The sequence below is a fragment of the Burkholderia perseverans genome (assembly GCF_022870505.1).
In the GTDB taxonomy this organism is placed as follows: Bacteria; Pseudomonadota; Gammaproteobacteria; order Burkholderiales; family Burkholderiaceae; genus Burkholderia; species Burkholderia plantarii.
This window is the reverse complement of record NZ_CP045093.1, coordinates 1,820,552-1,833,628: the sequence shown is the minus strand read 5'-3', so window position 1 is coordinate 1,833,628 and position 13,077 is coordinate 1,820,552. Positions and strand designations below refer to the sequence as shown.

At 68.8% G+C, this 13,077-nt stretch carries 12 protein-coding genes; 6 read left to right on the top strand and 6 right to left on the bottom strand.

The features are described from left to right. Positions 1–7: 7 nt before the first annotated feature. Positions 8–1,339, top strand: coding sequence for a leucine-rich repeat-containing protein kinase family protein (locus BpN12_RS07680; RefSeq protein ID WP_246791850.1), 1,332 nt, complete (start codon positions 8–10; stop codon positions 1,337–1,339). Between the two features lie 24 nt (positions 1,340–1,363). Here BpN12_RS07680 and BpN12_RS07675 read toward each other — a convergent pair whose 3' ends face one another. Both BpN12_RS07675 and soxC read right to left on the bottom strand, forming a co-directional pair. After that, positions 1,364–2,071 (bottom strand): c-type cytochrome, encoded by a 708-nt coding sequence (locus tag BpN12_RS07675; protein ID WP_425306252.1) that lies wholly within the window; start codon positions 2,069–2,071, stop codon positions 1,364–1,366. Beyond that, positions 2,064–3,332: a sulfite dehydrogenase gene (gene soxC, locus BpN12_RS07670; protein ID WP_246791849.1), complete on the bottom strand. Its 1,269-nt coding sequence runs from the start codon at positions 3,330–3,332 to the stop codon at positions 2,064–2,066. The genes BpN12_RS07675 and soxC overlap by 8 nt, the downstream gene beginning before the upstream one ends. 181 nt (positions 3,333–3,513) lie before the next feature. On the opposite strand from soxC, the gene BpN12_RS07665 reads away from it, so the two are divergent. From BpN12_RS07665 to BpN12_RS07650, 4 genes are all read left to right on the top strand, one after another. Continuing rightward, positions 3,514–3,807, top strand: coding sequence for a hypothetical protein (locus BpN12_RS07665; protein WP_246791848.1), 294 nt, complete (start codon positions 3,514–3,516; stop codon positions 3,805–3,807). A 1,124-nt stretch (positions 3,808–4,931) separates the two neighbouring features. Then, positions 4,932–5,684 (top strand): hypothetical protein, encoded by a 753-nt coding sequence (locus BpN12_RS07660; protein WP_246791847.1) that lies wholly within the window; start codon positions 4,932–4,934, stop codon positions 5,682–5,684. A gap of 136 nt (positions 5,685–5,820) precedes the next feature. Beyond that, positions 5,821–7,167: a 3-phosphoshikimate 1-carboxyvinyltransferase gene (locus tag BpN12_RS07655; RefSeq protein WP_246791846.1), complete on the top strand. Its 1,347-nt coding sequence runs from the start codon at positions 5,821–5,823 to the stop codon at positions 7,165–7,167. A 66-nt stretch (positions 7,168–7,233) separates the two neighbouring features. Then, positions 7,234–7,644 carry a helix-turn-helix domain-containing protein gene (locus BpN12_RS07650; RefSeq protein ID WP_246791845.1) on the top strand — a complete coding sequence of 137 codons (411 nt, stop codon included), beginning with the start codon at positions 7,234–7,236 and terminating at the stop codon, positions 7,642–7,644. Between the two features lie 421 nt (positions 7,645–8,065). On the opposite strand, the gene BpN12_RS07645 is transcribed toward BpN12_RS07650, so the two are convergent. From BpN12_RS07645 to BpN12_RS07635, 3 genes are all read right to left on the bottom strand, one after another. After that, the gene (locus BpN12_RS07645) at positions 8,066–9,151 is read right to left on the bottom strand and encodes an enolase C-terminal domain-like protein (RefSeq protein WP_246791844.1); all 1,086 of its coding nucleotides are present in this window, start codon (positions 9,149–9,151) and stop codon (positions 8,066–8,068) included. Positions 9,152–9,209: 58 nt separating this feature from the next. Then, positions 9,210–10,139 carry a DMT family transporter gene (locus tag BpN12_RS07640; protein WP_246791843.1) on the bottom strand — a complete coding sequence of 310 codons (930 nt, stop codon included), beginning with the start codon at positions 10,137–10,139 and terminating at the stop codon, positions 9,210–9,212. A gap of 99 nt (positions 10,140–10,238) precedes the next feature. Further along, the gene (locus tag BpN12_RS07635) at positions 10,239–10,688 is read right to left on the bottom strand and encodes a lipocalin-like domain-containing protein (protein ID WP_246794656.1); all 450 of its coding nucleotides are present in this window, start codon (positions 10,686–10,688) and stop codon (positions 10,239–10,241) included. A gap of 236 nt (positions 10,689–10,924) precedes the next feature. Here BpN12_RS07635 and BpN12_RS07630 point away from each other — a divergent pair, with 236 nt between their 5' ends. Beyond that, positions 10,925–11,800, top strand: a complete 876-nt coding sequence (locus BpN12_RS07630) for a LysR substrate-binding domain-containing protein (protein ID WP_246791842.1) — start codon at positions 10,925–10,927, stop codon at positions 11,798–11,800. Positions 11,801–11,875: 75 nt separating this feature from the next. On the opposite strand, the gene BpN12_RS07625 is transcribed toward BpN12_RS07630, so the two are convergent. Then, entirely contained in the window at positions 11,876–13,039 is a 1,164-nt protein-coding gene (locus BpN12_RS07625) for an NAD(P)-dependent malic enzyme (protein WP_246791841.1), read from the bottom strand. Positions 13,040–13,077 lie beyond the last annotated feature (38 nt).

The window sequence follows — 13,077 nt, the reverse complement described above, 5'->3', positions numbered from 1 at the left end:
TCCGCTCGTGACGACCACCCTTGAACAACTGAAAGCCGGCGAACTCGCGGGCGCCCGGCACCTGAAACTCGCCGGCGGCCTGACCGAATTCCCGCGCGAGATCTTCGAGCTGGCCGACACGCTGGAAGTGCTCGACCTGTCCGGCAACGCGCTCGGCACGCTGCCCGACGACCTGCCGCGGCTCGCGAAGCTGCGCGTGCTGTTCGCCTCGAACAACCCGTTTACCGAACTGCCGGCCGTGCTCGGCGAGTGCGAACAACTGAGCATGGTGGGCTTCAAGGCGAACCGGATTCGCGAGGTGCCGGGCGCCGCGCTGCCGCCGCGGCTGCGCTGGCTGATCCTGACCGACAACGAGATCGCGGCGCTGCCGCCCGAACTCGGCCGCTGCGCCGAGCTGCAGAAGCTGATGCTGGCCGGCAACCGCCTGAGCGCGCTACCCGACGAGATGGCGGCCTGCACGCGGCTCGAACTGGTGCGGCTGGCCGCGAACCGGTTCGAGGCGTTGCCCGAGTGGCTGCTGCGGCTGCCGCGCCTGGCCTGGCTCGCCTACGCGGGCAATCCGTGCGCCGCCGCGGCCGAGGCCGACGCGGCGGCCGACAGCGCGGTCGGCGAGATCGACTGGGCCACGCTCGCGCTGGGCCAGAAGCTCGGCGAGGGCGCCTCGGGCGTGATCTATCGCGCGATCCGGCTGTCGGCCGATCACCACCCGCAGCAGGCGGTGGCCGTGAAGCTGTTCAAGGGGGCGGTGACGAGCGACGGCCTGCCCGATCGCGAAATGGCCGCCTGCCTGCATGCGGGCGCGCAGCCGAACCTGATCGGCGCGCTCGGCAAGCTGAAGGGCCACCCGATCGGCGAGCAGGGGCTGGTGATGCCGCTGATCGAGCACGACTTCGAGGTGCTGGCGGCGCCGCCGAGCTTCGACAGCTGCACGCGCGACGTCTATCCGGACGACCGTCGCTTCGATCTGGGCGCGACGCTGCGGATCGCGCACGGCATCGCGTCGGCCGCCGCGCACCTGCACCGGCGCGGCATCCTGCATGGCGATCTCTACGCGCACAACATCCTGCACGACGGTGCCGGCCACGCGCTGCTCGGCGATTTCGGCGCCGCCTCGCTGGTCGGCTCGCATGACGCGGCGCTTGGCTTCGCGCTGCAGCGCATCGAGGTGCGTGCGTTCGGCTGCCTGCTGGAGGAACTGCTCGAGCGCACCGAGGCGCACCGCTCGGCCGCGCTCGACGCGCTGGCCGCGTTGACGGCGGCCTGCCTGAGCCCCGATCCCGGCAGCCGCCCCGGCTTCGAGGCGATCGTCGAACGGCTGGGCCCGCATCTGGCGCGATAGCGTGCCAAGGTGCGATAGCGCGCGCTACAGCTTGCCGGGGCCGCGCGGATCGGGCACGAAGCCGTCGCGGTTCGGCATCCTCACTTGCGGCAGCGTGGTCGCGTCGAGCGTCGCGCCGTCCGGCACGATGCCGTTGCGGTTGAGCAGGAACGCGCTGACGGCATAGACGTCGTCGGCGCTCAGCGAGCCCGGCGCGTTGTACGGCATCGCGCGGCGGATGTAGTCGAACAGCGTGGTCGCATAGGGCCAGTAGCTGCCCACCGTCTTCTTCGGCTTGTTGTCCGCGAGCGTGCCGATGCCGCCGACCAGCGCGTCGCCGGCGCCGCCTTCGCCCTTCGCGCCATGGCACATCGCGCATTTCTGCGCGTATACCTGGCCGCCGTGCGCGACGCTGCCCGAGCCCGGCGGCAGGCCCCGGCCGTCCGGCGCGACGTCGATGTTCCAGGCCGCCAGCGAAGCCTCCGTGACGGGCTGGCCGAGCCCGTATCGACGCGGCGCGGCCGGCGTGGCGGTGGTGGTGTCGGCGGCGGCATGAGCGGCGGCTGCGGCGGCGGACGTGCCGGCGGCGCCGTTCGTGCAGCCGAGATCGACTACCGCGGCGCAGGCCGCGAGCCCGGCGAGCACGGCGGCGAACCGCGGCCGCCTCCGGTCGCGGCTGGCCGCCTGCCGCGCGGGCGTGGATACGCGCTGGCCATCGTCATGGCCGCGTTCAGGTTCGATCCGTTCAGGCATTGCGCACCTCCCCGGTTGCGTCCACGCGCCAGTTCTGGATGCCGTTGTAGTGATATTCGGAATTCAAGCCGCGCGCGGCCACCAGCGCCTCGCGCGTGGGCTGCACGTAGCCGGTCTCGTCGATCGCGCGGCTCTGCAGGTTCGCCGGGCCGCCGTCCCAGGTCCAGTCGGCCTCGAAGCGCGTCAGCGCGCGATCGTGCGGCGCACCCGCCAGGCGCGCCTCGCGCCAGCTGCGGCCGCCGTCGGTGGAGACCTCGACGCGGCGGATCCGTCCGCGCCCCGACCACGCGTAGCCGCTCAGCGCGTAGTAGCCGCGCGCGGCCAGCTTGTGGCCCGCCGAGGGCCGCGTGATCACCGACTTCGCATCCATCTCGAACACGAACTGCCGCGCGCAGCCGTTCGGCAGCAGCGTGGTGTATTTCGAGGTTTCCTCGCGCGTCATCTCGGGCGCCGCGATCAGCTTCAGGCGCCGCAGCCACTTGACGTGGGTGTTGCCCTCGAAGCCGGGCACGATCAGCCGCAGCGGGTAGCCGTTCTCGGGGCGCAGCCGCTCGCCGTTCTGCGCGTAGACCACCAGCGCGCGTTCGAGGATCCGGTCGAGCGGCAGGCTGCGCGTCATCGCGGCGCCGTCCGCGCCTTCGGCCAGCAGCCAGTGCGCGGCCGGATCGACGCCGGACTGGTCGAGCAGCGTGGCGAGCCGCACGCCGGTCCACTCGCAGCACGACAGCAGGCCGTGCGTGTATTGCACCGGCTGGCCGCTCGGGCCGGCCCATTCGCTGCGCGTGTTGCCCGAGCATTCGAGGAAGTGGATGCGCGTCTCGGACGGGAAGCGCAGCAGGTCGTCCATCGTGTAGAGCCGCGCCTCGCGCACCAGGCCGTGGACCGCGAGCCGGTGCCGGTCGGGGTCGATCGCGGGCACGCCGGCGTGATGGCGCTCGTAGACGAGGCCGTTCGGCGTCAGCGTGCCGTGCAGTTCGGCGAGCGGCGTCATCGACGAGCCCGAGCCCGGCATCGCGGCCGGCCGCGCGCTGCGGCGGATCACGTCGGCCTCGTGCGGGCTCGGCTGGCCGTAGGGCGGCGAAAGCAATGCGGCGCCGGGCTCGCGGGTCCAGGGCGGGACCTCGAGCGGCGCGGCGGGGGCCAGCGTCGGCAGCAGCGTGGCGCCGACGCCGCCGGCCGCGTTGGCGGCGAGACGGCGCAGTGCGCCGCGGCGCGACGGCGAGGCGGGCGCCTGTGGGGGGCGTGAGTTTTCGATGGGCATGCGTCGCGTCTCCGGAGCGAGGCGGCGGCCGGCGCCGGTAGTCGCCGGCGCGACGGCCGGCTCGATGGCGAGTCCGGACCACGGGCGGCGACGGGCCAGCGCGGCAGCGGGATGGGGATCGGTGAATGTCGGGCTCGATTGTTGTTCAGCGGCGCGACGGCCGCAAACGAGGAATCGCGCTATGCAAACCGCGCCCGGTGCGAACGAAAAGACGGCGCAAGGCGCGCTGGTGTCCGTGGTCGATGGCGGGATCGCGCGCCGGTGGCGCGTGACGGCGCTGGAGGGGACCCGCGCGCCGGGGGCCGGGCGATCACGCGGGATGGGAGGCGGCGAATCGGTCGAGCAGTCGTCGTACCCGCCGCGTGTCGCGCATGCCGACGCCGCGGCCGCCGCCATGCTTCGACGCAAGACATGCCAACCGCCGGTAACGAACGAAAAGGGGCGGAAAGAAAATCGCTGGCGCGGGTCCGAGTGACCGAAGCCGCGCCGCGCGGCGCGCTTCGGGAAATCATGGATAGCCGAAGCGCGCATCAAGTTCGATGGTGGAAGCAGGTGGCCGGGCGATCGCAACGGGTCAGTGCCAGACTCGTCGTGCGCCGCGCGGGCCATGGATCACGGCGGTCCGGAACCATGACGGTCGGTCTCCGGCAGCCGGCAGGACACGCCAACGGGGGCGGGCGTCGCGGGGCCGGGAGCAAGGGCGGCAAGCATGCCGACTGCGCCGCGCGCATCTGCATCGATAACGACACGCTGTTCGCGAGAGACCGGGGGCCCTATGGTGAGCGCCCATGCCATGCCGGCCCGATCACGTGCCGATCGGGCCGTATCCGCTTTTGTCTTCGCCTGCGCCATGATCGCGCCGCGCGGATGCCGGTTGCCTCGCTTCGCACCGCCACGGTGCGGGTCATCGGCTGCGTCCCGCTCCGCATGCGCGGTGGCTGGGCGGCGCGCCGCCTCCGACCCCGAGCATGCCATCATGTTTCCCCGCTCCGATCATCGCGTGCCTGCCTCGTCCGGCCCCGTCGCGCGGCCTCGGAAACACGCGGCCCGCCATGCGGTCCGACAGGACGTCCAGGTCATGGCCACGCCCGCCGCGGCCCTTCCGCCCGCCGCCCCGCGTGATGCGCCGCGCCATGCCGTTTACCGGTCCGCCACTGCGCGCGCTTGTGGACTTTCGCGGCAATTTTCCACGATTTATCGTGCATGGCAGATTGCGCCGGGAATTGTTCGTTTCAGGAAATTCGGAAAAGTTTACAAGGTATTTCCCGGCACATCGAACATATACCTTTGGATATCTTTTCCGATCGTGAGGCTCACATATTATGAGCATTAAGAATGTTAAGCGAATCGACGGACGGCGGTAATAGTTGCAAAGGCAATTGCGGTTATTTTTTTATGGCAATTGCACGGCATTCCGGGTTTTCGTGATTCGGTGAATTATAAAATTCCCCTCGAGAGTCGGTTTTTTCTCGAATTCAAAGAACAGATGTCCGTGAGAGAGGGATCTGTGTCAATGAAGTTGTAACAGGCCGCGCCATGCGCATCGGCTGCCCATGCCATCGGCTGTTTCTTTCCTCGCTTGTCCCCCTGGAGCTATCCATGAATCGCGTTCAACACACCGGCATTCAGCATCCGACTCCGTTCTTCTCCGATACGGAGGGGTTGGAGCGGAAATCGAGAATCGACCGCTATCTCGACAAGAAGATGGAAGCCTGGCGCCAGTCGGTGCCATACGCCTCCCATATGAAAGACAAAACCATCAACATGAATTACTACCGGCGCACGCTGATCGAGCATGTCTGGCGGATTCGTCTTTCCCGAGTGAGCCAGTCGAAGGCGATCTATAAGATCGCCCAGATTTCGCCGGCCGCGGCACAGGAATACGCGCATTATCAGGCCGACGAGATGCTGCACGACAAGCTTTACATTCACGACTGCGAAGCCGCCGGCGTCTCGATGGAGGAGATCCTCAACACCGAGCCGTACCTCTCGACCAAGCTGTTCGAAGGCTATTTCTATTACACCCTCGAACACGAACACCCGATGGCGCCGGTGGTCTCGAACTACCTGGTCGAATACACGCAGGCCAAGCTGCAGCCGGACATCGTGAAGAACCTGAAGTCCACGCTCGGCCACGACCTGATCAAGGGCCAGGAGGCGCATCTGGTGGTGGACACCCGCGACGATCACTCGCTGGAGATGTGGAAGATCCTGAACCAGCTGATCCTCAGCGAGGACGACTACGAAGCAGTGTTCAAGTACATCGACGACGTGCAGGAGATCCTCGCGATGTTCTTCCGCGAGATCTACGAAGACACGGTGCTGAAGGCAACGGAGAAGACGGCGGCGTAAGCCGGTCCGGCCGGCCGGGCCACTGCCGGCTTTCGTGAGCGCGTGGCCGACCGCGAGCCTTGCCGCGGGCCGCGCCGGTGCCCGGAATGGATCCGCCATTCCGGCATTCCCTGTTTTTAATCCGATGGGAGAGGGTATGTATCTGCGTGTCGAACCGATCAAACAGTTGGGGCGGGATATGCGCGTTCCCGCCTCGAAGCCGGAAACGCAACGAGCGATTCTGGCCGCCACGCTCGCGGCGGGTACGTCGATCATCCATAACGATCTTCGCTGCCTCGAGACCGAAACCATGAAAACCGCGTGCCGCAAGCTCGGCGCGATCATCGAGGAGACCGACGCTTCGCTGGTGATCACCGGCGCGGGTGGCCGCTTCAGCACCGACATCCACGTGATCGACGCCAAGGGTTCCGGCCTGGTGTTCCGGACCATGATGGCGCTGAACTGCATGCGTGGCTTTCCCACCATCCTGACGGGCGATGCCACGCTGCGCCGCCGCGTGATGAAGCCGCTGTTCGATGCGCTGCATTCGCTGGGCGCGAGCTTCACGTTCCTCGGCGACGACGACAAGGCGCCCGTGATCAACTGGGGCAAGGCGCTCAAGGGCACGCGCTGCCAGCTGGCCGGCGACATCAGCTCGCAGTTCGTCACGGCGATCCTGATGGCCGCGCCGTTCGGCGAGCACAGCGTCGATATCGAAATGACCTCGCCGGTGCTGTCGAACTCGTACATCGCGCAGACGCTCGAGATCCTGCGCCTCGCCGGCATCGGCGTGGAGGCGAGCCCCGACTATTCCGCGTATCGTGTGCATCCCGGCGCCTACCAGCCGTTCGAGACCGAGATCAACGCCGACTTCACGTCGCTGTCGTATCTGCTGATGGCCTGCGTGCTGTTCCCGGGCCACTACCGGATCGCCGGCATCGACGCGGCCACGCTGCAGGGCGAGCAGTTGTTCGTGGAGATCGCCGAGGCGCTCGGCGCGACCATGCGCTACGAGGCCGGCCGCGTCCTGCACGTGGACAGCACCGCCGCCAGCCTGGACGGGCAGTTCGAATTCGACGTCAGCCACGGGCCGAACATCATCCCGACGCTGGTCGCGCTGAGCCTGTTCGTGAAGGGCAAGTTCACGGTGCGCGGCGGGGCGGTCACGCGCTTCCACAAGTCGTCTCGGATCGAGTCGATGGTGGCCGAGGTGCTGAAGCTCGGTGCGGACATCGAGATCCTGTACCACCCCGACGGCCACGTCGACGGCTTCGTCACGCGCGGCAGGGCGCGTTACGCCGGCGGCGTGTCGCTGAGCAGCCAGGGTGACCATCGCAACTTCATGTCGCTGTTCGTGGCGGCCCTGCGTTTCGACAAGGCCTGCAATCTCGACGGTTACAGCGACGTGACGTGCTCGTTTCCCGATTTTCTCGATCAGTTCCAAGCGCTTGGCGTCCAGAGTACGGCATCGGCGCATTACGTCGTCGAAGCCGCCGACGAATAAATCGGGCAGCCCATGTAGCCGCCCCGACGCTGGACGTGTTTCCGTTTGATCCACCTGGAGAGAGCAGTGGAAAAGCGATTCGAATTCGAGATGAATTGCGAGGGTGTCGTGCAGCACGACGACACTTCCCGATCGCGGCGCTCGCCGCAGCCGGCAGCGTCCACCGGGTTCAGGCCGACCCCGGGCCAGCGCAGCGAGTATCGGCAGGACGAGGCGGTGGAGCTGTCCAGCTACGACGTCCCCAAGCTGTCATCGCGACAGCAGCAGATTCTGGTCTGCATCATCCACGGCTACCAGAACAAGGCGATTGCCGATCTGCTCGGCATCGAGATCGTCACGGTCAAGATGCATATCGGCATCCTGTTCAAGAAGCTCGGCGTAACCAATCGAACCAGGGCCGCGGTACGGGGCATGGGGCTCATCACCAGCACGGCCGAGGTCGAGCCGGACTGGCTGGCCGTGAAGGAGGAGGCCTGACGCGCCACGCGTGCGCCGCCGGCGCACGCGCAAGCCGGCGCCGCGGGCCGTGCCGTTCGACGGCCCGCCATCGATCCCGGCCCGGCACCACGGGCCGCCCCGGCGGCTGCCGGCGGCCGGTCCCGGTGCTTCCATGTCCCCCATCCCCATGACAGCGAACCTCACGAGCGAACGCCCGGCCGCCTGCCTGCACGCGGCCGGGCGCTTGCTGCCCGAACTGCTGCCTGAACTGCTGCCTGAACGTCTCCCTGAACGTCTCCCTGAATTCCCACCTGGGTTTTTTTCCGAACGTCCCGTCTAATTTTTTAGTTTTTTGCCTGCCGTGATTCATCCGCCGTCGCGCCACGGGCCGCGTCTGCACCACGAGGCGGCGCGGCCCGTGCGCGTGATTCGAGCCGCGCGCCTCATTCGACTCGTCGCCTCACTGGACCCGGTAGCGCGCGACGGCCTCGGGATTCCAGTCGATGCCGTTGCCGGGCGTCTCGTTCGGGATCGCGTTGCCGTCGACGATGCGCATCGGCTCGCGCAGCACCAGGTCGGCATAGTCGTAGTACTGGAGCCAGTGCGCGGTGGGCGTGACGGCCATCAGGTGCGCGCTGATCTCCTGGTAGTTGTGGGTGCTGACCGACAGCGACGCGGCGTCGGCCAGCGCCGCGCCCTGCAGCCAGCGCGACACGCCGCCGATCTTCATCAGGTCGAACATCAGCAGGTCGGACGCGCCGGCGGCGATGCACTTGGCCAGCTCGTGGATGCCGAAGCAGTTCTCGCCCATCTGGATCGGCGTGGCGGCGGCGGCCGCCACGCGGGCGTGGCCGGCGTAGTCGTCCTGCCGGGTCGGCTCCTCGATCCAGCCCAGGCCGAGCTCGTCGAGCGCGCGGCAGCGGCGCACCGCCTCGTCCACCGTCAGGCCCTGGTTGTAGTCGATGCAGAGCATCGAGCGGTCGCCGAGCACCGCCTTCACGGCCCGCACCACCTCCAGGTCCTGCTCGAGCGTGATGTGGCCGATCTTGATCTTCATGGCGCGAAAGCCGCGCTCGACCGACTGCTCGGCCAGCCGGCAGCTGGCCTCGGCGCCGAGCATGCCGATGCTCGAGTAGGCCGGCACCGGCTGCGGCGTGCCGCCCAGCGCGCGCACCAGCGGGACGCCGAGCGCGCGCGCGTGCGCGTCCCACAGCGCCATCTCGATGCCGGCGATCGCCATGCTGACGAGCCCGGTGTTGCCGACCAGGTGGAACTGCGATTCGAGCGCGTCGCGCGTGTCGAGCGGCGCGAGCGGCTTGCCTTCGAGGCGCTCGCTGAGCTGCGTGATGAGCGTGGTCAGCGCCTTCAGCACCAGCGGCGTGAAGACGAACAGGTAGGCGTGGCCGCTCACGCCCTGGTCGGTATGCAGGTCGATCAGCACGAACGGCGCATCGGCGATCGTGCCGCTGGCGGTGCGGATCGGGTTCGACATCGGCAGGCGCACCGGGGTGGCCTTCAGCTCGCGAAACTTGAGGCTTGGCATCATCGATCATCTCCTGAGGGGGGCGGTAAGGCGTACCGCGACGGCGCGCGAGGGCGCGCGGCTACCACTGCGCGCAGACCACCACGAGCCCCGAGGTCACGAGCGCGATGCCCCAGCCCTCGATCGCCCCGAGCTTCTCGCGGAGGAAGCGGCGCGAAACCAGATAGCTGAACAGCACCTCGATCAGCCCCAGGGTGCGCACGTCGGTGGCGCCGTGCAGCGCCAGCGAGGTCAGCTCGCCGATGGTGGCGAGCGCGCCGACCGTGCCGACCATGGTCGAGAAGCGCCAGACGCGCAGGATCACGAGCAGCCCCGGACGATTGGTGGCGAGCAGGTAGCCGCCGAGCAGCACCGTCTGGATCGCCTGCGCCCACAGCACGCCCCAGGCACCGTTCAGCCAGGGCGTGACGTGCGGCTGGTGCAGCGCGGCGGCGCGATAGCCCACCGCCATCAGCGCGAACAGCGCGCCCGCGCCGAGCCCGTAGAGCGTCGAGCGGCCGAGCCAGCTGCCGGCCATGGCGGCGCGCTGCTCGCGGCGCGGAAACGTCAGCAGGGCCACGCCCGCCATCGCGATCAGCATGCCGAGGATCGAGTACTCGCCGGGCAGCTCGCCGAGGAACAGCAGCGAGAACAGCGCGACCTGCACCGGCTCGGTCTTCGAGTAGGTGACGGCCACCACGAAGTTGCAATGCCGGATCGCCATCAGCAGCAGCGCGGTGGCGCTCAGCTGCGCGACCGCGCCGAGCGTGAGCCAGCCGGCCCAGACCGGCGTCACGCCGGGCAGCGCGCCGCCGCCCAGGTGTTCGAGCAGCAGCAGCCAGACGAGCGCGCACGGCAGCCCGTAGAGGAATCGCACCAGCGTGGCGGGCAGCGTGCCGGCCTGTTCGGTCAGGCTGCGCTGCGCCGCATTGCGCACGGTGCGCCCGAAGGCGGCGCACAGCACGATGGGCACCCAGGCCCATTCCCACGGGGTCGATGAGAGCGTTGCCATGTCAGCTCGTCAGGGTGAGGGCGGCGCCGGCGGCGCGACGGGAGCGGAGGCGAGGCAAGACCGATGCCGCCCGCCCGGCGCGCGCCGCCGGAAACCGCGTCAATCCACTTTCTTCCAGACCGAGATCGGCACATCGCCGTTCGGACGGGCCACCACGCGATAACTCAATTCGTTACCGCGAATTTCGTAAGTCCGTTTCTGTGCCGCGCCTTCCCAATTCGGAAACGACGCATGCTGAATATGGAAAACCAGGGTATGCGCGGCCGGATCGATTTCGAGCGTGCCGAAATGCGTGCTCGAACCCATTACCGCGCCCTTGTATTCGGCGGCGGTGCCGGTCGCCTTGTCGCCGGTGCCGAAACGCTCGCGTTCCTGCTTGAAAATCTGCAGCGAATAACGGCCTTCGCCGTCGATCATCAGCAGCCCCGAGGGCGCCGCGCCATAATCGCGGCCGCGCGTGCCGTCGGGGTGTTCCACATCGGCCGCGACCAGCGTCCAGGTGCCGGCCAGCGCGGCCGTGGCGCCGTCGGCCATGGCGCGCAGCGGCATCGCGAGCGAGGCGCAGGCGAGCACGGCCAGCGCGCCGCGTGGCAACGACCATTCAGTTTTCTTGAGCATATGCGGGCTCCATAATGATTTCGGGTTCGGCATTATTCCGTTTCCATCACCAATCGATAAGCGCCGGCCGGTAAGGGCCGGTGGTGCGAATCGCAACCGGAATGGTAGCCAACCCGGCCCGTAAGAAATGCGATAATTCTTCATCGACTCTGTGGAAAAACTGAATCATGTCGCTGCCGAATCTCGATATGGATGTGATGCGCACATTACTGGTCGCGCATCAATTGGGCAGCCTGAATCGGGCGGCGGAACGGGTCGGGCGATCGCAATCGGCGATCAGCCAGCAGATCCGCAAGCTCGAGGAACAGGTCGGGCTGCCGCTGTTTCGCCGGCAGGGCCGCGGGCTCGTGCTGACCGAGGCGGGCGACGTGATTCTTTCCTACGCCAGGCGAATCCTCGACCTCAACGACGAGGCGATCCTCTCGGTGCGCGGCAGCGCGCTCGAAGGCAGCGTGCGCTTCGGGCTGCCCAGCGATTTCGCCGAAACCTGGCTGCCCGCCGTGCTCGGCGACTTCAAGAAAAGCCATCCGGCGGTGCGCGTGGAGATCGCCGTCGAGCCGAACCGGCTGCTGCTGGAGCGGCTCGACAAGGGCGAACTCGATCTCGCGCTCGCGATGGGCCATCCCACGCGCGCCGACGCGCAGCACATCGCCTCGCTGCCGATGGCCTGGATCGGGCCGAACCACGGCGCGGCGCCGCCGCGGCCCGACCGCCCGCTCGACCTCGCGCTCTACAACGCGCCGTGCCAGTTCCGCCGCGCCGGCGTGCAGGCGCTGGACGACGCCAAGATCCCGTGGCGCCTCGCCTACACCACGGCGAGCCTGCAGAGCCTGTGGGCCGGCGTGGAGGCGGGGCTCGGCATCACGCTGCGCACCGCCGCCGGGATTCCGCCCACGCTGCGCCGGCTCGGCGAGGCGGAGGGCCTGCCCGGGCTGCCGGCCGTCGAGCTGTGCCTGCACGACGGCCGGACCCGCATGTCGCCGGCGCTGGAGCAGCTGCGCCAGGTGGTGCTCGACAAGGCCCGCGTCCATCTGGCGGCCTGAACGGCGCGACACGCATCGCACGGCGGCGGCGCGAACAGAATCAACGCGAGGCGGCATCGCGGCAAGGCCCTCGCGTCAGGCGGCGCGAGCCGTGGGCGTGGCCGCCGCCGCGACGGCCGCGGCCACGGTCGGCATCACGCGTTCGTCGAAGATGTCCGGGACGATGCGTCCGGCCTCGAGCGCGGTGCCGTCCACGAGCCTGGCCAGCGCATGCGCGGCGGCCAGCTTCATCGCCTCCGAGAACTTCGCCGCGCCCACGTCCAGCACCCCGCGGAACAGGCCCGGGTAGGCCAGCCCGCCGTCGATCTGGTTGGGCAGGTCGCTGCGCCCGGTGGCCACGATCGCGTCGATGTCGTGCAGGTCGGCCGGCATGATTTCCGGCTGCGGGTTGGCGAGCGCGAAGATGATCGGGCGCCGCGCCATCAGCCGGATCTCGTCGGCCGTGACCACGCCCGGCCCCGACACGCCGAGGAACACGTCCGCGCCCGCCAGCACCTCGCGCAGCGAGCCGGTTTCCTGATCCGGGTTCGCGTGCCGGGCGAACCAGGCCTTCGCGTCGTTCAGGTCGGTGCGGCCGCGATGGATCGCGCCGGCGCGGTCACAGCCGATCAGCCGGCGCACGCCGAGGTTCAGGAACATCTTCGCGCAGCCGGTGCCGGCCGCGCCCGCGCCCACCATCACCACCTTGATGGTCTCGGCGCGCTTGCCCACCAGCTTCAGCGCGTTGACGAGCGCCGCGCCGGCCGAGATCGCGGTGGCGTGCTGGTCGTCGTGCATCACCGGGATCTCGAGCCGCTCGTGCAGGCGCGTCTCGATCTCGAAGCAGCGCGGCGCCGAGATGTCTTCCAGCATCACCGCGCCGAACGCCGGGGCGATCCGCTCGACGGTCTCGACGATCTGGTCGGGATCGGTGGTGGCCAGGCAGATCGGCACCGCGTTGAGGCCGGCGAAGCGGCGGAACACCAGCGCCTTGCCTTCCATCACCGGCAGCGCGGCGTGCGGGCCGACGTTGCCGATGCCCGACACGGCGGTGCCGTCGGTGACGATGGCGACCGTGTTCTGGCGGATGGTGTAGCGCCGGATCAGCGCCGGGTCGCGATGGATCGCGGCGGCCACGTGGGCGAAGCCGGGGGTATAGACGCGCGCGAGATCCTCGCGCGTGTCGATGCGAACCCGGCCGACGACTTCGAGCTTTCCGCCGAGATGGGCGTCGAAAGCCGGATGGGACAGATCTGCCATGAGCGTCTCCGACAAAGGGGAGCCAACCGCCGGACGGC